The sequence below is a fragment of the Bradyrhizobium arachidis genome, assembly GCF_024758505.1.
GTDB lineage: Bacteria > Pseudomonadota > Alphaproteobacteria > Rhizobiales > Xanthobacteraceae > Bradyrhizobium > Bradyrhizobium manausense_C.
Map to the genome: position 1 here is coordinate 3,985,871 of NZ_CP077970.1, position 21,494 is coordinate 4,007,364.

Below are 21,494 nucleotides of genomic sequence, written 5' to 3' on the forward strand. Positions count from 1 at the left end.
GCCTGGCCGATCCTCCCTTTGCCCCGTGTTTGGTCCCTCTGCTGTATGCAGGCTGTCTGTCTATCTACTGACCGGTAGCCCGGAGGTGCCTGTAGGGCGCATTCGTCCGGCGGGTCAGGATCGGTCACGTCGCGTGGCCGGTTCCAGCCGCGAGGCTTGACAGAAATAATGCATACATTAATAAATTCACAGAGGCGTTTTTTTGCGGACTTGGGACCCTGGCCGCAGCTGAGGGAGCCGATGATGAAGAGTTCGATTCAGAGAGTGAAGGCGATCGTGTTCGATACGTTCGGCACGGTGGTGGACTGGCGTGGAAGTATTATTCGCGACCTCTCGGCGTGGGGGGAATGCGAAGGGGTCAAGGCGGATTGGGCCGCGTTGGCCGACAAGTGGCGGGGGCGGTACGAACCCGAGAAGGATCGGGTCAGGACCGGGGAAATCGCCTGGACCAATCTCGATGAGCTGCACGCTCATGCCCTCGATCAGGTGCTGGCTGAACTTGACCTGGAAGCCCTGTCAGTGGATCACCGCCGGCACATCAACCGCGTATGGCACAGGCTGGAAGGCTGGCCCGATGCGGTCGAGGGGCTAACCCGCATCAAGCGCCGATACGTCATCGGCCCATTGTCGAACGGGAATGTTGCGCTGCTCGTCAATATGGCGAAGCATGCCGGGCTACCGTGGGACAACGTCTTCTCTTGCGAGCTGTTTCGGCACTACAAGCCACATCCCGAGACCTATCTCGGCGTGTGCAGGCTCATGTATCTCGATCCAGCGGAGGTCATGATGTGCGCTGCGCATAATGGCGATCTCGCTGCTGCGCGCGCAGCTGGCCTGAAAACGGCCTTCATCCCGCGTCCGACCGAGCATGGTCCGGGCCAGAAGACCGACCTCGAGCCGACGCAGGATTGGGACGTCGTGGCCAACGACGTTATCGAACTTGCCGAGCGCGTCGGCGCCTAGATACACGCCAGTCTGCGGGCCCAGTTGAGAACAGGATATAGCGCAATGCAATCCTACAAGATGTTCATCGGCGGTGAATGGGTCGAGGCGGTCGGCGGCGAACGCTTCGAGTCTCTCAATCCTTTCACGGGCAAGGCCTGGGCAACGATCCCGCGGGGAAAGCCTGCGGATGTCGACCGGGCCGTGGCGGCGGCCAAGGCGGGATTCAGAACGGGGCCCTGGCCAAAGCTGACGGCGACCGAGCGCGGACATCTGCTCCGCCGCCTCGGCGATCTCATCGCCGAACACGCCGAGCAACTCGCCCGAACCGAGGTGACGGACAACGGCAAGCTCATCAACGAGATGGCGTTCCAGCTGAAGTACATTCCGCAGTGGTATTACTATTTCGGCGGCCTCGCGGATAAGGTCCAGGGCGCTGTCATCCCGATCGATAAACCGCAGACATTCAATTTCACACGGCAGGAGGCCCTCGGCGTATGCGTCGGCATCACCGCCTGGAATTCGCCGCTTCTGCTTCTCGCCTACAAGCTCGCTCCGGCGCTCGCCGCTGGAAACACCTTCGTCGCAAAGCCGTCTGAGTTCACGTCCGCCTCAACGCTGGAGTTCGCGAAGCTTGTGGACAAGGCCGGCTTTCCGCCGGGCGTTTTCAACGTGGTTACTGGGTTTGGAGGTGAGATCGGCGATGCCCTGATCTCGCATGCCGATGTTGCAAAAGTTGCTTTCACCGGAAGCGAAGCCACCGGGCGCCGAATCGGCGAACTGGCGGCACGCAGCTTCAAGAAGGTGACGCTCGAACTCGGCGGCAAGTCGCCTCACATCGTCTTCGACGATGCGGAGATCGACAACGCGGTCAAAGGCGTCATCTCGGGGATTTTCGCTGCGACCGGACAGACATGCATCGCCGGTTCACGTCTCCTCGTTCATCGGAGCATCCACGACCAGTTCGTGGAGCGCGTCGTCGCGTTTGCCGGACGGGCCAAGAAGGGCGATCCGCTCCTGGCCAGCACGCAGGTCGGTCCCGTCACGACGCCCCCTCAATATCGGAAGATTCTCGACTACATCGATGTAGCGAAGGGTGAGGGAGCCACCTGCGTGCTGGGTGGTGGGCCCGCGGCCGGGCCCGACGTCGGCGAAGGCGGCTACTTCGTCGAACCGACGATATTCACGGGGGTGCACAACCGGATGCGCATTGCCCAGGAAGAGGTCTTCGGTCCCGTTCTGGCATGCATTCCTTTCGAGGACGACGAGGAAGCCATCGCGATAGCGAACGACACGACGTTTGGCCTGGCGGCAGGGTTCTGGACGCAGGACATTCGAAGGATACTTCGGGTTTCGGAACGACTTCAGGCCGGTACGGTGTGGGTCAACACCTATCGCGTGATCAGCTACCTCTCGCCTCTCGGAGGTTACAAGCATTCGGGCATCGGCCGGGAGAATGGACTGGATTCGATCCAGAACTATCTCCAGACCAAGAGCATCATGATTGGGACCGCGGAAGACGTGGTGGATCCCTTCGTGATGCGCTGACAGGCGTTGCGCCTCTCACCCGGCCTGATTGTTTGGCGGCTGTCGACCGCGGATCATGTCGGCAGCCTTTTCTGCGATCATAAGCGTCGTGGCGTACGTGTTCGCAGACGGCATCGTCGGCATGATCGAGGCGTCAACGATCCGCAGGCGGTCAAGTCCGTGGACCCGAAGCTCGTTGTCCACGACAGCATCCGGATCGGTTGCCGGTCCCATGCGCGCAGTTCCGATGAGATGGTAGCAGGTGGTCCCGTTTCGATAGCTGTAGTCGAGCAGTTCGTCGTCGGTGGTCACGTCAGGGCCGGGCAGGGTCTCGTTCTGGAGATACTGCGCGAGTTCGGGCGTCGACAGGAGGCGGCGGATCAGGCGGAGGCCGCCGATCGTGGCACGTCGATCCTGCGGGTCGCTGAGATAGTTCGGCTGAACGACCGGGTCCTCGAAGACGTCCGTGGAGCGGGCGTGCACATATCCCGTGCTTTGCGGGCGATGCGGCCAAGCGCCGGCCGACACGCCGGGATAGTCGTCCAGCACATAGACGGCCCCTTGCTTGTAGGAGCCGGGCGTGAACACGCATTGGAGGTCCGGCGCATCGAGGCCTTCGAATGATTTCCAAAAAACATGGACTTGCGACGGGGACGTCGCCAGGATGTTGGGCAAGCCGACGGCCCAGCGGGCGATCTGTCCTCCAAGACGTAGCCCGCGCGACAGTTCGTTCAATGTGACGACGTCCGGCCGGGCTTTCATGACAATCCGCACCGCATAGTGGTCGCGAAAGTTCGCTCCTACTCCGTTCAACTCGTGTCTCAAGGGTACACCCAAGGACGCAAGCGGAGGCGCTGGGCCGATGCCGGAAACCTGGAGCAGCCGTGCGGTATTGACGGTACCCGTCGCTAGGATGACTTCGCGTCTCGCGCGAACTTCGTTTGGCGTGGCGCCACGTCGACGCAGATACCGCACCGCGACTGCGCGACGCTGGTCGAGCACAATTTCGCTCGCGCGAACGTTGGTGCGGAGTTCCAGGTTTGAACGCGACAGGGCAGGCTTCAGGAATGCGCGCGCGCTGCTGACTCTCCAGCCCCGGTCGATCGTGCGCTGGAAGTATCCCACTCCCGCCTGATGGCCGTTGTTATAGTCCGGGTTTTGCGGAATTCCCACGTTGATGCAACCGCGAATGAAGGCCTCGGAGACGGGGTGAAGCCAGTCCATTCGACTGACCGGAATTGCTTCGCCTTGCTCGGGCCCCTTCTCGATATCCAACCGCCGCACCGAGCGACGAAAGTAGGGGAGGACGTCATCCCAAGCCCACCCCCGGTTGCCCCGTTGGGCCCATCCATCGAAGTCAGCCGGTTGTCCGCGGTTGTAGACCATTCCGTTGATGGACGAGCCGCCGCCCAACGTGCGGCCCTGCGTCGTTGCGATCGGTCGGCCGCCGGTTCGCTCGGTCGGATCGGTCTTGAATTGCCAGGTGCAGGTCGGATCGAACAGCGTCTTGATGAAACCGGCGGGCAGGTGGATGAACGGGTTGCGATCGGGCGGTCCCGCCTCGAGCAGGCAAACCGTGGCGACGCCATCGGCCGTAAGCCGGTTCGCGAGGACGCATCCAGCGGCGCCGGCGCCAACGATCACGTAGTCGAATTCCTCGCTCATCGATCCATTCCCCAGGCGTGTTTCGCGTTGTCGACCCATGGTTTCCCGCCCGGGACCAATGATGCTGCGAAAACGGCTTGATTTCCAGCCTTACATTTGTAACGATCGCATTAATGAATGCATTAATGAATGCTGTAAAGCAAGGAGGAGGGGGCCATGGGTGAGAAAGCGGGGCGATCGAAGACCGGGAGCGATGATGCTATCTACCGGAAAGTCACGCTCTATCTGATGCCGCTGCTGATCACGTGTTACACGGTGTCGTATCTCGACCGGATCAACATCAGTTTTGCCAAGCCCCATATGATGGGCGATCTCGGATTGAACGAAGCCGTCTACGGGCTCGGCGCGGGACTCTTCTTCCTCGGATATGCGGCATCGGAAGTCCCCAGCAATCTGTTGATGCACCGTTTCGGCCCGCGGCGATGGCTGAGCCGCATCCTGATGACCTGGGGCCTCATCTCGATGGGGATGATGCTGGTTTGGTCCGAACATTCCTTCTATATCTTCCGCATCGCGCTGGGGATCGGAGAAGCCGGGCTATTTCCTGGTGTCATCTTCTACCTGATGCGATGGTATCCGACCGAGCGTCGCGCCACCGTCACGTCGCTCTTCTACCTCGCTGCACCTCTTGCCGGCATCTTCGGCGCGCCGATTTCCGGTCTGATCATCGCCCACATGCACGGAACTGCGTCACTCGCCGGCTGGCAGTGGATGTTCTTGCTAGAAGGTCTCCCGGCCGTCCTGCTGGCATTCGTGGTCTGGTTCAAGCTGAGCGACACCATCGAGGGTGCCTCTTGGTTGTCTTCGTCGGAAAAGGTGCGCCTTCGCGCCAACATCGATGCGGAGAACGTCAGGAAGCCCGAGATGGGCATCCTTGACGTCTTCAAGAACGTCGACGTGCTTCTGCTTGCTGCAATTCTCTTCGGGATCGTGCTCGCCCAATCTGGGATTTTCTTCTACCTCCCGTCCTTGATTAAGGGGGCAGGGGTTACGGACACCGTCCAGCTCGGCATTTATTCGGCTGTGCCTTACGCCGGAGCGGTGATCGTGATGCTCGCAGTCGGTCGCAACTCCGATCGGAAGCGCGAGCGCTTCCTGCACTTCGTCGGAAGCTGCCTGTTCGGCGTTGCCGGCTTCCTGATCAGCGTCTGGTTCAAGCACAACCTCGTTCTTGTCCTGATCGGGCTGAGCATGGCGCTGGGCGGAGTCATGGCCGTGCTGCCGGTATTCTGGAGTCTGCCGACGGCCGCGCTCAAGGATGTTTCGGCCGCCGCCGGAATCGCCTTCATCAATTCGATCGGATTGACGGCCGGCTTCTTCGCGCCCTTCATCATCGGCTTTCTCACGCAATCTACCAACACGCTGGACCTGGGCATCTACTGTGTGGCCGGAATCTGGACGGCGTGCGTGGCCGTTTCGGTGGTCTACTTCACCCGGCAAAAGTCCCGCAGCGCGCCTGCGACAGTTGGGGCCTCTGCCGGTGCGGCTCGTTGAATCGAGGGCAAACAAACTGCAGCGCTATCCGCGGATAGCGCTGCCAGGCACGAAGTGCGAACTGATCGGCCGCTCAGGGCAGCTTCGAGAGCAGGTCGGTCAGAAGCCTTCCCGCACGTTCGCGGTGCTCTTGGTGCAGGCGCATGGCGGCGTCAGCGTCGCCCTTGGCAATTGCCCGCACCAGAGCGGCGTGCTCCCGGTTCGATTGCGTCGGTTTAGGACGAAGGCGGAGCGTCAGCAGGCGCGCACGATGCGCCTGCGACCAGAACTGATCGACTGTCTGAATGATGCGTCGGTTGCCGCAACTGTTGATCAGTGTCCGATGGAAGGACTCGTCCGCTTGGGCCCACGCCTCCAGGTCGTCCCGATCCAATGCGTCGTCCATGTTGGCGACGGCCATATTGAGAGAGACCAAAGCCTCCTTGGCGATTCCACGCCTCGCGACGAGCCCGGCGGCGGTCGCTTCCAGGCTCGTGAGCACCTCGTAGATCTCGCGCATGTCGTCCGCCGACACCGGAAGGACGCGCATTCCGTGGCGCGCGCGAATTTCGACAATGCCTTCGGCGCGCAGCCTCACCATCGCCTCTCGTACAGGGGTTCGGCTCATGCCGAGACGTGCCGCCGCCTCAAGTTCAAGAACGAAGCTGCCGGGGGCGATAGCGCCGCTCAATATCAGCTCGCGTAGCCGGGCATAGGCGATATCAGCTTGATTGGGTTTGCCGCTCGGGGACGCAACGGGGGTGAGGCGCGTCCGTGTCGGCACCTTTCGGGGCACAGGCTTGAGGTCTGGCGACTTTTTTCGAGGCTTGGTTGTCATTGCGGTCAGTTCTTCTCTCCCTGGTCTTTACCACTATCGCCGTGAGCAACCAATTCCATCGCGACCATCAGTCGGAAGGTTCGGTTGTGGAAAGATCCCAGCCAAATCCGTCACTTGTCGAAACCTAGCCCTGGCCCAGGTCGAAAGAGAAGGGGAGGCTCATCGCTTGCTCCAAAAACTCGTGGATGAGGGGGCGGTCCCGCTGATCGCCCCTCGACTAGCCGGGAAAGGATCGTGCTTCAACCTTGCAGCTTTCGTCATACCGGACTAGTGTACAAGTAATGCATACGTTATCGAACGCAAAAGCTACGCCCTTTGTGTACAATGGCGATGCGATCCGCAGCCTAAGCAGAACCGACCTGGAGATGCAGCGTGACAGTCTCTTCCAACAAACTTGATATTGCGGTCCTGCCCGGCGACGGCATCGGGCGTGAAGTCATGGCGGCCTGCCTCGAACTTCTGGCCGCCGTGGAAGCCAAGACCGCCGGCGCCCCTTTGCGAATGAACACCTGGCAGGCTGGAGCGCAATTCTATGCCGAGAGCGGTGAGGCGCTGCCGAACGCCACCCTCGATGCGTGCCGCCGGGCGGACGCTGTTCTGTTCGGCGCTATGGGGTGGCCGGACATTCGGCATGCGGACGGAACAGAGATCATTCCCCAGCTCGATCTTCGGATGGCGTTAGATCTCTACGCCGGGGTTCGCCCGATCCGTTGGTTTCCGGGCCTCCCGCGGATCTTGTCGGACGAGCGCGTGGATGACATCGATTTCGTCCTGGTCCGGGAGCAGACAGAAGGGCTCTTCCACGCGCGGGGTAGGGGCAAGGTCGTCGGCGACGATGAGGCGTACGACACGATGTGCATCACCAGGAACGGAACCGCGCGAGTGAGCGATTTTGCCTTCCGGCTGGCCCAACGTCGCCAATCAAGGCGCGGCCAGGCGCGGGTGACCTGTGTCGACAAGGCGAACGTGTTCACGTCCATGGCGTTCTTTCGCAAGATCTTCGATGAGGTCGCGGCGACGCACCCGACCATTGGGGCCGACCATGCGTATGTCGACGCCATGGCGCTTGTGATGGTCAAGAAGCCGTGGACACTCGACGTCATGGTCACCGAGAACATGTTCGGGGACATCCTGTCCGATCTCGCCGCCGGACTCGTTGGTGGAATGGGCATGGCCCCGTCCGCCGACGTCGGCGATAAGCATGCCTTGTTTCAGCCTGCGCACGGTACAGCCCCTGACATTGCCGGACAGGGAAAAGCGAACCCGTGCGCAATGTTCCTCTCAGCCGCTATGATGCTTGATTGGCTCGCGGAGAAGCATAGCGAGCCTCAGCTGGAGGTTCGTGCTCGTCTTATTGAAGCATCAGTACAAATGGCGCTCTCTTCCGGGGCGGTGCCGATCGAGCTGGGCGGCACGGCGGGATGCGCGGCGGTCACACGTGAAACCATTGCAGCTCTTCCGCAAGCGATGAAGGCGGTGGCGTGATGGGCGAGTTCGTCGTGACCGTGACCTTTTCGATCAAGGCGGGGCACACGGTCGAATTTCGCGAGGCGATGCTGGCGAACGCCGCCGATTCGATCGCACTCGAACCAGGTTGTTGGCTCTTCGATGTCTGTGAAGCAGCCGACGGCGCTGAGATATTCCTTTACGAAATATATGACAACAAAGCGGCATTTGACGCCCACTTAGCGACCGAGCACTTCCGCCGTTTCGACCGACTGGTCTCGCCCTGGGTGATCGAAAAGCGGATTGCGACCTACGTCCGTCTCGGGGTCACGACAAGATCGCACAAGTCTGGTCATTAGTGACCTGGGGCCGTCGGGCTGGGGAATATCATGAACTCCGATCAACTGAGAATGTTGTTTCCTAGCGCCGATGATAAAGGTCTGCGCGAGTTTGCGATCCAGCCGATCGAGCAGCGTCGCATCCTCGTCGGTGGTGAAATCCGCGATTGGGCGGGGCCAACCAAGGATGTGCTCTCGCCGGTGATGGTTCGTGACGACAACGGTCGTTTGACGCAAGCGCGGCTCGGCAGTCATCCGTTCGGAAGTGTCGAGTCGGCATTGGTCGCTCTCGATGCTGCTGTGACCGCTTACGAGAATGGGCGTGGTGTTTGGCCGACGATGCGCGTCTCCGACCGTATCCTCGCGATACAGAAATTCCTGGCTCGCATGAGTGCATGCCGAGGAGATATCTCGCGGCTGATCATGTGGGAGATCGGAAAGACACTGGCCGATTCCGAAAAGGAGTTCGACCGCACGATCGACTATATTAGGGAAACCATCGAGGCCTTACGCAATCTCGACAATGCGAACTCCCACTTCGAAATCGTGGAGGGGACGGTCGGCCTCATCCGCCGCACTCCGCTCGGAGTCGTGTTGTGCATGGGCCCTTACAACTACCCGCTCAACGAAACCTTCGCGACACTCATTCCTGCCCTGATCATGGGCAATTCCGTCGTGTTCAAGCCGCCGCGTACCGGGGTGCTCCTGTTCGAGCCGTTGCTCAATGCCTTTTGCGAGGCGTTTCCCCCGGGGGTCATCAACTTCGCCTATGGAGATGGCGCTGAGATTGTCCCAGCACTTCTCAGCACCGGCAAGGTCAACGTCTTGACACTTATCGGGTCAAGCCGTGTGGCAGACCATCTCAAGAAGGTGCACCCAAAGACCAATCGTCTGCGTGCCGTGTTAGGGCTCGACGCCAAGAACGCGGCCATCATCATGCCTGACGCAGACATAGGGCTTGCGGCGCGCGAATGTCTGGCGGGAGCTCTCTCGTTCAATGGACAACGCTGTACCGCCCTGAAAATGCTGCTCGTCCATCGTAATGTTGAGCAGGCGTTCACGTCAGAATTTCTGCGGCTTCTCGGCGATCTGAAGATCGGAATGCCGTGGGCATCCGGTGTAAGCTTGACCCCCTTGCCTAGTACGGGGAAGGCCAAGCAGATGACCGAACTTCTGGATGACGCCGTCGCCAATGGCGCCGGTGTTCTCAACGCCGGCGGTGGCGCGGTCGAAGGCACCTTGTTCTATCCGGCGGTGGTTTACCCCGTGACGTCAGCGATGCGGCTCTATCGGGAGGAGCAATTCGGTCCACTTGTCCCGATCATGAGTTTTGAAGACCTTGACGTTGCGCTCGACTACGTCGCCACATCCGAACACGGTCAGCAGGTGAGCCTGTTTGCCAGCGATCCTGACATGATCGGCCGTATGGCGGACTCGCTGGTCAATCAGGTGTGTCGGGTGAATATTAATTGTCAGTGTCAGCGTGGGCCCGATGTCTTTCCGTTCACTGGAAGGAAGGATTCGGCCGAGGGCACGCTGTCGGTCACGGATGCGCTGCGTTCGTTTTCAATTCGCTCGATGGTGGCAACAAAATACACCCAGCCAGCGCGCGAAATCCTCAATGCCATCGTTGATGGTCATCATTCCAACTTCATCCACACCGGCTTCATTCTCTGATCCTGAACAACTCCCGAGTGATCCGTAGCGAGAATGGGCTGCGTTCAGTTCCCTTCGGCGCGGGGTATTAGTTCCAGTCTTCGGTATGCACATGAGCGAGACCAAACGTCGAGAAGAGATTTGTCGTTTCGGCCGGTCACTATTCGAACGAGGGCTGACGCCGGGTTCGTCGGGTAATATCAGCGTCCGACTGGAGGACGGTGGGTGGTTGGTGACGCCGACCAACGCTTCTCTCGGCTTTCTTGATCCAGCCCGGATATCGAGGATCGACGCGGAAGGGCGCGTCGTTTCCGGCGATCCTCCGACCAAGGAAGTGCCGCTCCATGCTGCGCTCTACGACACCCGCAGGAACGCGGGGGCTGTCGTTCACCTTCATTCGACGCATTCGGTGGCCCTCTCGATGCTGCCCGAGATCGACCCACGTGCGGCCCTGCCGTCGATGACGCCTTATTACCTGATGAAGTGCGGTCTGACCGCCCTGATCCCGTACTACCGCCCCGGAGACCCCGCGGTCGCGTCGGCGATTATGGGCCTCGCGGGGAAATACTCTTCCATCCTATTGGCCAATCACGGGCCGGTCGTCTCGGCCGAAACGCTCGAGGCAGCCGTGTTTGCGACCGAGGAATTGGAAGAGACCGCCAAACTGTATCTGCTGTTGCGGGGCCTCAATCCACGCTTCCTGTCACCAGAGCAGGAGAAGGATCTGGTCAAAACGTTCGGATTGGCCTTGCCGGGATCGGCCCACTAGCAGCGCACGCCCGGGTGGGGGTCTCACTTGAGGAAGGACTAGAGATGAACGTCGACATCATCGCGCGAGGGCGCGTCGCAGTTGTAACAGGTGCGGCGAGCGGCATCGGGGCGGCTGCGGCACGCCGCTTTGCTCGCGAAGGGATGCGCCTCGTGCTGTTCGATAGAGACGAGGAGAGGCTTCGGGTGCTCGCCGGCGCGCTCGATACCGAAATTGTCGTCGTGCCGGGCGATGTATCCCGAGAGGTCGATCTGGAAGCTTTGAGGGACGCGGCATACGAGCGGTTCGGTGAAGTTGCCTTGCTGATGAACAATGCAGCCATCATCGAGCGCGCGGGCCCTTGCGAGAAACTTGGAGCTTGGCGACATGCGCTCGATGTCAATTTCTTCGGTGTACTCGCTGCCCAGCACCTCTTCGTTCCGCGAATGATGGAAGCAGAAACGCGAAGCGCGATCGTCAATCTCGGGTCCAAAGAAGGGATCACGACCCCTCCTGGAAAAGCGGCATATTCCGTCTCGAAGGCGGCAGTGAAGGTTCTGACTGAACAGCTCAGCCACGAGCTGTTGAAGGCGACTGGAGGTCGTGTCACGGCGCACTTGCTGGTGCCCGGATATACATGGACCCCCATGAACTTTCCAGGCCTGAAGGCGATGCAGGACGTCAAGCCGGAGGAGCCCTGGACGGCTGAACAAGTGATCGACCTGTTTGTCGAACGGTTTCGGCGAGGCGATTTTTACATCATTTGCCCCGACAATTCCGTCACATCCGAGATGGACGCCAGACGAATTCGCTGGGCCGCCGACGATATGGTTCAAAATCGGCCCGCGCTTTCCCGGTGGCATCCCGATTGGGGGCCGCGCTTCGCCGCCTGGATGTCAGGACCGCCGGAGAAGGATTGAGATATCGTTGAAATGCCGAAGTTGAGCAATACTCATGTGTTCGACCGTCTTTTTCGTTTTCCCGGTGCGAAGCGTTCTTTCATAACTGCTTGAAGTCATTTTGCGGAAACTGGCGATCTCTCGTCCGCCGTATGCGGGGAGGGAATGTACGGTCGCGATAAGCGGCGGCTCGAAGAGAATGCCACGCCTCGACGGAGTTTCAATATGAGCAAGACCATCACAACCGCAAAGGTCGTGTTTCTCGATCGAAGCACGATGCTGCCTGACGTTGTTTTGCGCCAACTGTCGTTTCCGCATGAATGGGTCGAGTACGAAGCCACGCGAGCCGAGGAGGTCAGCGATCGGATCGCTGATGCCCATGTTGTGATCACAAACAAGGCGCCGGTAACTGCGAAGGCGATTGCCTCAGCGCGCAATCTGAAACTGGTGGCAGTCGCTGCGACCGGCACAGATGTAGTGGATATTGCAGCCTGTGCTGCCAGGAATGTGCTCGTATCGAATATTCGGGACTACGCGGTCGACACAGTTCCCGAACATACATTCGCTCTCTTGTTCGCACTTCGGCGCAGCCTCCTCGCGTATCGGGACTCGGTGCGGACCGGACGCTGGGCTGAGTCAGGGCAGTTTTGCTATTTCGATTACCCGATCCGGAATATCGCAGGATCTGTGCTCGGGATCATTGGAGACGGTGCGCTGGGACGTGCCGTCGCGGACCTCGCGCGAGCGTTTGGGATGCGCGTCCTGTTTTCGTCTTACAAGGGTGTACAGGGAATGGGGCCGCTCTATACGCCGTTTGAAGACGTGCTGCGTCTCAGCGATGCGATCACGATCCACGCTCCGCTGACGCCGGCAACGCGCAACATGATCGGGGCGCCCGAGTTCGCGCTCATGGAGCGCAGGCCGATACTCATCAATACGGCCAGAGGTGGTCTGGTCGACGAGATCGCTCTGGGTGAGGCGCTTCGTTCCGGTCGCATATCGGGTGCTGGCTTTGATGTGGCTACCGTCGAGCCTCCCTCAGCCGATCATCCACTCATGCAACTGACAGGGCTGCCCAACTTCATTCTCACTCCTCACGTCGCGTGGGCAAGTCAGGAGGCGGTGCAATCGCTTGCTGACCAACTCATGGATAATATCGAAGCGTTCCGGAGTGGGACGCCGAAGAATGTCGTGACGGGTGCTCATTAGGAAACGGAGCGAGGAGCGGACTGCGCGTTGCTCAAGCTCCATCGACGGCTTTTGACCCATAGCAGCCCTTGAGCCGGTGCCAGTGCTTCGACCGCTTGAACCTGGGTACCTATTCCACCACTCTGTCTCCAGGGTTTGCGCTGCGCAGGATGATGTCTGCGGCTTCGAGCTGGAAGTGGTGAAAGTGCTCCCGGCCTACGCCATCGAGGCGGTGAAATCCCGCTGTCTGGATCGCTGACAGGCTTCGCCGGCGGCGTCGGCGCGGTGCTGACGAGGCAAGATATTTCGACTATTCTTCAATGCGGACCATCAAGAAGGGGCAGGACAGTGCCCCCGAGGGGAGATCGATGAGCACAGTAAAAAGCGCTCTGGCCCAGAAGAAGGGCGCCCTGATCGATGTTCGTTCTGGCGACATGGTCGTCGAAGCCTTGCGCCAGATGCGCGACAATCGGGTCCGGTCGGTGCTGGTCATCGACGACGACGTGCTGGTCGGTATCGTGACCCAGGGTGACTGCGCCATTAAAGTGCTGCTGCCCGGGCTCGATGCGAAGACGACGCCCGTGGGCCAAGTGATGACGGGCAACCCGGTGACGGTTAAGCCGGACGATCGGCTGGAGGGCTGCATGGCAATGATGGCTGCGCGCGGCATTCGCCATCTGCCGGTGCTGGATGCGGGCAGGGTCGTAGGCGTGATCTCGATCGGAGACGTCGTCAAGAACATCATCCGGGATTTGGAGCACAACGTGGACGACCTAATGGGCTATATCATGAAGGACGGCCCCGGGGGCTGACATCTTGTGGCCCATCTGCGACCTCGGAAAACGTCCGCTTTTCGGCCGCTATTTGGGGCCACCTGACATCAATCGGCCGGCCCCTAGTGAGAACGTGCCCTAGTGAGCGATCAGGGCGACTTCACGTGCTCGACTAGAGTCGTGGAAGTCCCTTGACGAAATCGCGACGCTTGGGAGGCGACCTGCAGCAACTCGCAAGCCTCGCGCATTCTATTCCTTCACAGCAGGTCAGTAGCGGGCAGAGCGGGAAAACCACCACTAACCTCGAAGATGGTCCAGGAACGCTCGCAGCGCGGACGGCACTTGACGGTGGGAAGAGTAGTAGGCGTGGAAGCCCGGTCCGGGCGAAATCCACTCGGGCAGCACCGCAACCAGTGAGCCCCTCGACAATTGAGCTTCGACCCTGGCCTTCAGGCAATAGAACAGGCCCACGCCGGCCTCCGCCATTCGGATCGAGAGCTCGGAGTCATCCAGAATGATCGTTCCGGGAACGTCGATGGTGAGACGTTTCTCTTGATGCTCGAATTCCCATTCGTAGATTCGATCGGTGCCCAGGCGGATGCGGATGCACTTATGGATCGAAAGATCTTCCGGGTGTTTTGGATAGCCATGATCTTTGAGATAACCGGGTGAGCCGACGATGACCCATTCAAGACTGTCGCTCAGTCGCGAGGCAATCATGCCCTCGGGCACGGTCCCGCCATAGCGGATGCCCGCGTCAAATCCCTCAGCGACCATGTCGACGAACTTGTCGTCGACGGCAATCTCCACCTCGATCTCAGGGAAAGCGGCGAGAAACGCTGGGAGCTTCGGCGCGAGAAGCAGGCGCGCAGCGTCGCGCAGTGCGGTGATCCTGACGCGGCCTACAAGGTGGCCCCGGAACTCATTCAGACCCTCGATGGCTTCCTCAATCCCGCGGAAGCGAGGCTCCAGCTCACGCACGAGCATTTCCCCAGCAGCTGTAAGATGCACGCTCCGGCTGGTGCGATGGAGAAGGCGGACGCCAAGCCGTTGCTCGAGGCTTCTCATGGAATGGCTGAGAGCAGAGGCGGAGACACCCCTGATCGTCGCGGCGCGACGGAAGCCGCCTGCGCGTACAATCGCCAGGAAAGCTTCCAGCTCAACAAGGTCGGTTCGGTTACTCATATCGAGATCGATGCATACGGCTCAACAGTCAGTCAATTTGCATTCAACAATCCGACCTTCGGTGACCGGCCAGACCTCGCGGTCCGTCCATCCTCCACCAAAGCACGGTCTGAGAAAAGGGTTGGCCTTCAATAGTTTCCGATGGGTTCGCCAAGTCACTTGTGGCTAGGCCGGTCAGCGTCCAAACGTCTATGGTCGACGCTGGCCATTCCTCTGCAACGACGATGCATCCCATCGTCCGGTAAGACGGATTTACCTGACTTTGACCTCTCTCCACTCATTTTCAAATCTGTCTGGGAAATCCCCGACCGCTGGGTGGGCCAGTGCGAACACATGGGGGCGAATGAGGATGGCTGGGCGTATCAAGGGGAAACCGACGAGCAATCTCATTCCGCCCCTGCGATTTCGTGCGAAGATTGTAGTCGGATTCGGGGCGGTTCTCGTCATCCTGGCCGTCAGCATGGCGTTCGCCTATTTCGGGTTCGAGCGTGTCTCCGATGGAGTCGGGTCCTTCCGGGTCAGTGTTTCGGAGGCCGATCTCGCACGCAATATCGATCATGAACTGCTGGCCTACCGCTCGGGTGCTCGATACTTCGTGGTCACTGGCAAGGAAGACGATGCGAAGGCAGCGCTGGATGCCGAGGCCAGCTTGAAGAACGCCATCGATCAATCGATCAAGAACACCAAGGCGCCGGATCGCCTGGAGCGTCTCAACAAGCTCGCAAAGGAGTTCACTGGCTTTTCGGCGACATTTGCCAGAATCCTCGAACTGAAGCGTAGCAGTGCGCTGATCGTGCATGATCAACTCACGCCCAGCGCGAGCCTGCTGAAATACAAGCTGGACGATATTCGTCTTGGTGCGTCAGACACCGAGACCCAGGCTATTGAGTTCGGTACAAAGCAGGTCAACACGCAGTTTCAGGCCGCGAATGCAGCCGCCAGCAATTTCTTTCTTAATTCGGATCAGTCGGTCGCAGCAAGTGCGCTCGGTGGGCTCAAACTGGCCGAGAATTCGTTCAAGGCGATCTATTCGGCGGACGAGAAGGTCGTAGCCGGCCTCAAGGAAGCCAAGGCGTTGCTGCAAGCCTATCGCGAGGCGTTGGAGAAGCTCATAACGAATGCCAAGTCAGTCGATGAACTTGTGGCGGAGATGGGCAGCTCGGCCGGTACGATCATGCAAGGTTCGGCCGCGATGAAATCCGATCTCCTTGGCGAGCAGCGACGACTGGAAACGGAGTCGGAACAGGCCGTCGGTCGGACCGAGCAACTGATCTTGATGCTCGCTGCCGGTGGAATACTTTTTGGCGCTGTGCTCGCCTTCCTGCTCGGCGCGGGCATCTCTCGCCCAATGATCGCGATGTGCAATGCGATGCGAAAGCTGGCGTCGGGAGATTTTGACGTGGTATTGCCGGGGCTTGGCCGAAAGGATGAACTCGGTGAAATGGCCGCGGCGGTGGAAGAGTTCAAGCTGCAGGCGATTGCCAAGGCTGAACGGGACGCCGCAACGGCGGAGGCGCATAATCGGGAGCAGGCGGCCTCTCGACGCGCCGAGCTGGTTCGATTCGCCGACAAATTCGAGAGCGCGGTCGGCTCCATCGTATCAACCGTCTCGGCCTCCGCAGCGCAGCTCGAGACCGCTGCGACGACACTGACGCGGACCGCAGAGACCACACAGGGCTTGTCGAGCCAGGTAGCCAGCGTTTCCGAGCAGGCTTCCTCCAACATGCAGTCGGTCGCTACCGCGACGGAAGAGCTTTCTGCGTCGGTCGAGGAGATCGGTCGGCAAGTCCAGGGTTCCAACCGTATCACGGAAGCTGCCGTGGTGCAGGCCAAGGAAACCGATGATCGCATAGCCAGGCTGTCCCGCGCGGCGCAACAGATCGGTGACGTCGTGAAGTTGATCACAGCGATCGCCGAACAGACCAATCTCCTGGCCCTCAACGCCACCATCGAGGCGGCGCGCGCGGGTGAGGCAGGGCGGGGCTTCGCCGTTGTCGCGAGCGAGGTCAAGTCGCTCGCGAGCCAGACAGCAAAGGCGACTGACGAGATCTCGGCCCACATTGCCGCAATGCAGGGTGCCACGAGCGAGTCAGTGGGGGCGATCAAGGAGATTGGGACGACGATCGATCAGATATCGGCGATTGCAGCCTCGATCGCGAGCGCGGTCGAACAGCAGGGCGCCGCTACCCAGGAGATCGCGCGTAGCGTCCAAACCGTCGCGCAGGGCACGCAGGCTGTGGCCGTCGATATTGGACAGGTCAATCGCGCCGCAACCGAGACCGGAACTGCTTCGGACGAGGTGCTGAGTTCGGCCAAGACACTATCGACCGAGAGTGTGCGTCTGCGGACCGAGCTCGATCGCTTCATGGCCAACATACGGGCGGCTTAGCCCGAAAATGCTCAAAGGAATTGGCTCACGGTTAAACCGCGCCTCATGTGAAAGGTGCTCGGTCGGCGGTTGTAGTGTGGTTGCGCCCCGCAATTTGAAACTGCTTGCATCGGATTTCGCCGAGACCGACACGCGTCGTGCCGGAAATGCCTGTCAAAATTGACTCGCGTCTCGCAGATCGCTCTTCATTTGGAAACAAATGCCAAGCTATTGGTTTCGCTGGAGCGAAATTCTGCGCTTTTTTCCAAATGCGCGTTGAAGCCATTGAATAATCAAACAGATTTTGATTCCGCCATTCGGAGGTTCGATCCCTCCCGCCCCGGTCACGGTGATGCCCAGGCCGAGCTTGCGGAGCAACCGACGTTTGCGCTTGCGATGGCGAAAAAAGCTCTTCGATTATGCCGTCGGGCCAAACGTCGGTTAATAGCGCCTCCGGCCATTGTGGACGGTGGGATAGAGGCACAAGCGCGCCAATGCGTGGCCTCTTCGGCACGCTCTGATGGTAGCTGCATCGCAACCATCATTAGCCACAGCTCGAGACTCTGCCGAATGCCGACGCGGCAACTGGCGCGGCAAATCTGAGCTCTTATCTCTGGGGTCCCGCAATTGTTCGCGTTTGAATCGATGACTGCCAGCTCAGGTGAGATGAGCGATGGAGCAAGCGGAAGCCGCCCTTCCACCGTCACCGAGTTTTGCGAAGTGGCGAACGTCGTTTCTTACGAGACTCCGGCGAGTTTGTTGTGGCAGCTCGCTGATCCTCCTGACGCCTGAGCGTTGCTTTGACATGTTCGGCGAGCTTCAACGCACCGTCTGCGTTCGAAGCAAGTCGAGACAAAAGCTGAGACTGCATTTTGAACTCCTCGCGCGTCAGCATTCCAAACAACGCGTCATTGACCGGGCGCTGCAATGCGGCAAGGCGGATCAATAGGCTCATTCCATGCTGGGTGAGCGTGAGTTGCACCGCCGTCCGTCTTCCGGATGGGGGCTCTTCTCGAGCAGGCTGTCGGAAACCAGCTTATTGATCTCGTTAGTGACGAAGGCGCCGCTTAGGTACAGCCGTTCGGCGACCTGATTCACGCCCATCGGTTCCGCCGCAGTCGAATTCTTGATCGGGATCAGGATCAGATACTGGGTCGGCGAGAGGTCGACAAAGCCTGCGAATATTTCCCGGCAGGCCTCCAGACTGCGGTCCGAACGCGAAATAGTCGTAGAGAAGGCCGCGAAGCGTGCGGTCTCCTTCCTTGTCGAGCAGCTCGGGTTTCGACGCCGTAAAAGGCGCATCGGTCACGGTTATTCTCTCCGCGAAATCATAGTCTTGCGAGATTGCCTAAGAAGCACGCATGCGCGCGGTCTGCCCGCGATGCTCGATGGTTTTGCCGTCAACATTCTCGCGCGCGATCAGGAGCAGATCTCCAACCAGTTCGCGCGCGCTCTTTCCGACAAGTGGGACCAGGTGAAGACGTCCGTGGGCCATGCCGAGGCGCCGCTGATCTCGGGCGCGATGGCTCATTTCGAATGCGCGCCCTACGCGATCTATGAGGGCGGCGACCACGTCTTCTTCGTCGTCCGTGTCGTGCGCCACGCGACCCGTTCCGAGACGGCCGCTCCTCTGATCTTCTTTCGCGGTCGTTACCGCGATCTCGTCGATGAAACCCAGCGCGAGCCGACCTGGCCGCTTCCCATTCACTACTAGCTTCGAACTGGAGAACTGCGATGCGTAGCGCAAAGGATTATTTGTCGGGCCTGAAGGATGGCCGGACCATCTACATCAACGGCGCCTCGGTGAGCGATGTGACGACGCACCATGCCGCAATCTCGCGAATTCGATGGCCGGGTTGTTCGACTTTGCGAATGCCAAGGAAAACGTCGATCTGATGACGTTCGATACCGATGCCGGACGTGCCAACCGGATCTGGCAGCTTCTGGCGTCCTATGCCGATCTGGTCCAGCGGCGCAAGGCGCTGGAAGCATGGGCGGGGTTGCATGCAGGCTTCATGGGCCGCGCGCCGGATCACGTCGCATCGTGCATTTCCGGCCTGTACATGGGACTCGACGTGTTCAAGGCCTACGATCCGGCCCGCGCCGGCGCACTCGAGAGCTACTACCGCTACGCGCGCGACAAGGATCTCTACCTCACCTACGTCGTCATCAATCCGCAGGCGGACCGCTCGAAGGGGGTTGCGGAGCAGGCTGATCCGTTCCTCACCGCCGGCGTCGTCGATCGCGATGCAGAAGGCATCACGATCCGTGGTGCGAGGCCGCAGTCGTGATCTCTGGCGAGCTATCGCTCCCCGCGGTCTGAATTCTGTCCCGAAAGATTAGTCTGCTTCAGAACCGCTAGAGATACTGAAGGAATTCGAAACATGGCGTAATGGTCGGGTTACGGCGAGTGCCCGCTCCAGTTGCTCAATCGCAAGCCCGAATGCGTCGGCGGCGCGGCCAGCTAGTACGCTTGGACGCAACTAGTTCATCAAGCAATATATCAGCAAATTGACTGAAGAGGCCGCGAACAGCGCCAGCGTCACTGCAACCAGCGCTTCAGGGGGCTCGAATTGGGAAGCATCCACATACGAGAAGTATCCGGCGATTCTACGCCGGGAGTCCCGCGAACAATTTGCTGGACGATTCAGAGTTCGTTTACGACTCTGCGGCGGCCGGCGGTGAGGATGGTGCGGGGAAATTCGGCGCATTTTTGCTTGAATCGGCGGGCGATTGATCGCTTTAAGGACATGCTGATCCGAACAAAAAACTTCATCGTTTCGAATGTAGCCCCATGTATCCCCAAGGTATGTTGAGTCCCCTCCAGGGGGAAGTTCGGGCTACATTTCTGCTGTAAGTCATTGTAAATACTGGTGCCGGCTGAGGGGATTGAACCCCCGACCTTCGGTTTACAAAACCGCTGCTCTACCGCTGAGCTAAGCCGGCTACCTTCGGGAACACGGCTGCCAGCGTGGCGCCGGCGCGTCTGCCCGTGCGCGGTCGCAATACCAGACTTGTTCTGAAAGTGCCAGAACGGGCGCCGGTCAGCCGGCATGAAACAGGCGGCCGGAGGGCCGCCTGTTCTGGTTCATTCGCGTGCGAACCGGCTATTGGCACAGATGCTGGCGGCCGTCCTCGCTCTTGAAATAGGTGCCGGGCCTGCAAACGATGCCGTTGCGGGCGGCGTAGCTGTTCCAGTCGCCGGACCAGCCGGGACCGCTGCGGTCGTAGCTGGCGTAGGAATTGTCCCAGGCGCGGAACGGCGCGGTGGCGACCGCGGCCGCCGTGCCGACGGCAGCGCCTGCGACGGCGCCTGCGGTCGCAGCCGGCCAGAAGCCGTCCGGGTTCGCTTCACGCTGCACCATTCGCCGATGACGATATTGGCTTCCGGCGGCGGGATTTCCGGCGCGATAATTCTGGCAGTTGGGGTCCGGGAACGGGCCCGTGCACCGCGCCGGATCGAGGCCTTGCGCGAAGGCTGGGCTCGCCAGTGCCGACGCCGCGATCGCGACAGCACCAAAAATAGCTGCGTGGGAGAGTCTTGTGCTCAAGAGTCTTGGGCTCACCATGGGAGGCTCCATTTTTGGTTGAGACCTTGGCTAAGTGCGACGTGTGGCAGCCGTTCCGCTGTTTCTCGCACAAGAGGTCAAATCGACGTGAACCCGCTGGGGATGTGCATCTTGTGCCATGCAACCTCGGTGCCGACGCTGCGTCGCGGGCGCGACGGCGTTAACGATTCGATAGCGCGCTTTCCGGCATTTGAGTCCCTGCCAATCCTTACGCATTAGGCTTACCGGAATTAATCGGGGTCACCTTAACCCTCTGTGTCCGGCGATCGGTTAGGTTGCGCGCCGAATAACCGGGGCCCGTCCATGCGCGCTTTTGCGCTCGTTGCGTTTCTGATCGGACTGCCTGCGTCGGCGCTTGCCGGCGACGGGTTCGAGATCGTCGTCCCGGGCCGTCCCGGCGTGCCGGTCATCATCAACGGCATCGACGCGTCCTATGCCGTGATCGAAGGCGAGTGGGGCCTCGCGAAGAACCAGCAGGTGCAGCCCACGATCTATGGCGGCCGCTACGTCCCGGATCGTCAGCCTCCGGAAGTCGGCCACTATTATCCGACCATGGGACTGCGGCCCGGCTATGGGCGCCTCGAGGTCGAGCCGCCCGCCAACCGCAAATTGCCGCAGCCGGCGCAGAGCTACTATCGGAGCTGGGGTGCGCAATCGGCGCCGCTGCCGGCGCAAATGGACGTTCCTGTCAACCCGCCGCCGGTGATCCTGGCGCCGGAGATCGGCGGCGAACCGCGCCACCATCGTCCTCGTCCGGTGCCTCACGCGGAAGCGCCCGGCAGGTCGCCCAGGTAAGACGCCAGCCAAGCAAGCAAGGCAAGCAAAGCAAGCACGTTAAAAACCAAGTCAAAACCAACGAACGAAAATCGACAGGAGAGA

Annotated in this window: 20 protein-coding genes and 1 tRNA gene; 15 read left to right on the plus strand and 6 right to left on the minus strand. The window is 60.3% G+C overall.

The annotated features are described in order from the left end of the window. Positions 1-243: 243 nt before the first annotated feature. Both KUF59_RS18140 and KUF59_RS18145 read left to right on the plus strand, forming a co-directional pair. A complete protein-coding gene (locus KUF59_RS18140) occupies positions 244-963 on the plus strand; it encodes a haloacid dehalogenase type II (RefSeq protein ID WP_258769819.1) in 720 nt (239 codons plus the stop codon). Positions 964-1,008: 45 nt separating this feature from the next. Then, positions 1,009-2,490, plus strand: coding sequence for an aldehyde dehydrogenase (locus KUF59_RS18145; RefSeq protein ID WP_258769820.1), 1,482 nt, complete (start codon positions 1,009-1,011; stop codon positions 2,488-2,490). Between the two features lie 15 nt (positions 2,491-2,505). Here KUF59_RS18145 and KUF59_RS18150 read toward each other — a convergent pair whose 3' ends face one another. Then, positions 2,506-4,113 (minus strand): GMC family oxidoreductase N-terminal domain-containing protein, encoded by a 1,608-nt coding sequence (locus KUF59_RS18150; protein WP_475647875.1) that lies wholly within the window; start codon positions 4,111-4,113, stop codon positions 2,506-2,508. A 177-nt stretch (positions 4,114-4,290) separates the two neighbouring features. Between KUF59_RS18150 and KUF59_RS18155 the strand changes: the two genes are divergently transcribed. Beyond that, complete coding sequence (locus KUF59_RS18155; RefSeq protein ID WP_258769822.1) at positions 4,291-5,628, plus strand: MFS transporter; 1,338 nt, start codon at positions 4,291-4,293, stop codon at positions 5,626-5,628. Positions 5,629-5,701: 73 nt separating this feature from the next. Here the strand turns inward: KUF59_RS18155 and KUF59_RS18160 are convergent, their stop codons facing one another. Next, a complete protein-coding gene (locus tag KUF59_RS18160; protein ID WP_092295255.1) occupies positions 5,702-6,445 on the minus strand; it encodes a GntR family transcriptional regulator in 744 nt (247 codons plus the stop codon). Positions 6,446-6,817: 372 nt separating this feature from the next. Between KUF59_RS18160 and KUF59_RS18165 the strand changes: the two genes are divergently transcribed. The 7 genes from KUF59_RS18165 (at position 6,818) to KUF59_RS18195 (ending at position 13,532) form a co-directional block, all read left to right on the plus strand. After that, positions 6,818-7,930 carry an isocitrate/isopropylmalate dehydrogenase family protein gene (locus KUF59_RS18165; protein ID WP_258769823.1) on the plus strand — a complete coding sequence of 371 codons (1,113 nt, stop codon included), beginning with the start codon at positions 6,818-6,820 and terminating at the stop codon, positions 7,928-7,930. Further along, complete coding sequence (locus tag KUF59_RS18170) at positions 7,930-8,250, plus strand: putative quinol monooxygenase (RefSeq protein ID WP_258769824.1); 321 nt, start codon at positions 7,930-7,932, stop codon at positions 8,248-8,250. Before KUF59_RS18165 ends, KUF59_RS18170 begins: the two co-directional genes overlap by 1 nt. A 30-nt stretch (positions 8,251-8,280) precedes the next feature. Then, the gene (locus tag KUF59_RS18175; protein ID WP_258769826.1) at positions 8,281-9,906 is read left to right on the plus strand and encodes an NADP-dependent glyceraldehyde-3-phosphate dehydrogenase; all 1,626 of its coding nucleotides are present in this window, start codon (positions 8,281-8,283) and stop codon (positions 9,904-9,906) included. Positions 9,907-9,997: 91 nt separating this feature from the next. Beyond that, the gene (gene otnC, locus KUF59_RS18180) at positions 9,998-10,654 is read left to right on the plus strand and encodes a 3-oxo-tetronate 4-phosphate decarboxylase (protein WP_258769827.1); all 657 of its coding nucleotides are present in this window, start codon (positions 9,998-10,000) and stop codon (positions 10,652-10,654) included. A 44-nt stretch (positions 10,655-10,698) separates the two neighbouring features. Then, positions 10,699-11,553, plus strand: coding sequence for an SDR family oxidoreductase (locus KUF59_RS18185; RefSeq protein WP_258769828.1), 855 nt, complete (start codon positions 10,699-10,701; stop codon positions 11,551-11,553). 204 nt (positions 11,554-11,757) lie between these two features. After that, positions 11,758-12,741: a D-2-hydroxyacid dehydrogenase gene (locus KUF59_RS18190; RefSeq protein WP_258769830.1), complete on the plus strand. Its 984-nt coding sequence runs from the start codon at positions 11,758-11,760 to the stop codon at positions 12,739-12,741. Between the two features lie 347 nt (positions 12,742-13,088). Continuing rightward, the gene (locus KUF59_RS18195) at positions 13,089-13,532 is read left to right on the plus strand and encodes a CBS domain-containing protein (RefSeq protein WP_258769831.1); all 444 of its coding nucleotides are present in this window, start codon (positions 13,089-13,091) and stop codon (positions 13,530-13,532) included. 258 nt (positions 13,533-13,790) lie between these two features. On the opposite strand, the gene KUF59_RS18200 is transcribed toward KUF59_RS18195, so the two are convergent. Further along, positions 13,791-14,639, minus strand: coding sequence for a LysR family transcriptional regulator (locus KUF59_RS18200; protein WP_258770023.1), 849 nt, complete (start codon positions 14,637-14,639; stop codon positions 13,791-13,793). Between KUF59_RS18200 and KUF59_RS18205 the strand changes: the two genes are divergently transcribed. Continuing rightward, complete coding sequence (locus tag KUF59_RS18205) at positions 14,520-14,813, plus strand: hypothetical protein (RefSeq protein WP_258770104.1); 294 nt, start codon at positions 14,520-14,522, stop codon at positions 14,811-14,813. The genes KUF59_RS18200 and KUF59_RS18205 overlap by 120 nt on opposite strands. Positions 14,814-15,027: 214 nt before the next feature. Further along, the gene (locus tag KUF59_RS18210; protein WP_258770024.1) at positions 15,028-17,067 is read left to right on the plus strand and encodes a methyl-accepting chemotaxis protein; all 2,040 of its coding nucleotides are present in this window, start codon (positions 15,028-15,030) and stop codon (positions 17,065-17,067) included. A 930-nt stretch (positions 17,068-17,997) separates the two neighbouring features. Here the strand turns inward: KUF59_RS18210 and KUF59_RS18215 are convergent. Next, a complete protein-coding gene (locus KUF59_RS18215) occupies positions 17,998-18,348 on the minus strand; it encodes a MarR family transcriptional regulator (RefSeq protein ID WP_258769832.1) in 351 nt (116 codons plus the stop codon). Positions 18,349-18,427: 79 nt separating this feature from the next. Between KUF59_RS18215 and KUF59_RS18220 the strand changes: the two genes are divergently transcribed. After that, positions 18,428-18,760 (plus strand): flavin reductase family protein, encoded by a 333-nt coding sequence (locus tag KUF59_RS18220; protein ID WP_258769833.1) that lies wholly within the window; start codon positions 18,428-18,430, stop codon positions 18,758-18,760. Positions 18,761-18,893: 133 nt separating this feature from the next. Then, entirely contained in the window at positions 18,894-19,337 is a 444-nt protein-coding gene (locus KUF59_RS18225; protein ID WP_258769834.1) for a 4-hydroxyphenylacetate 3-hydroxylase N-terminal domain-containing protein, read from the plus strand. A gap of 580 nt (positions 19,338-19,917) precedes the next feature. On the opposite strand, the gene KUF59_RS18230 is transcribed toward KUF59_RS18225, so the two are convergent. Both KUF59_RS18230 and KUF59_RS18235 read right to left on the minus strand, forming a co-directional pair. Next, positions 19,918-19,992 (minus strand) — tRNA-Thr (locus tag KUF59_RS18230). 161 nt (positions 19,993-20,153) lie between these two features. Continuing rightward, positions 20,154-20,615: a hypothetical protein gene (locus KUF59_RS18235; RefSeq protein WP_212458463.1), complete on the minus strand. Its 462-nt coding sequence runs from the start codon at positions 20,613-20,615 to the stop codon at positions 20,154-20,156. 303 nt (positions 20,616-20,918) lie between these two features. Here KUF59_RS18235 and KUF59_RS18240 point away from each other — a divergent pair, with 303 nt between their 5' ends. Further along, complete coding sequence (locus KUF59_RS18240; protein WP_212458464.1) at positions 20,919-21,410, plus strand: hypothetical protein; 492 nt, start codon at positions 20,919-20,921, stop codon at positions 21,408-21,410. Positions 21,411-21,494 lie beyond the last annotated feature (84 nt).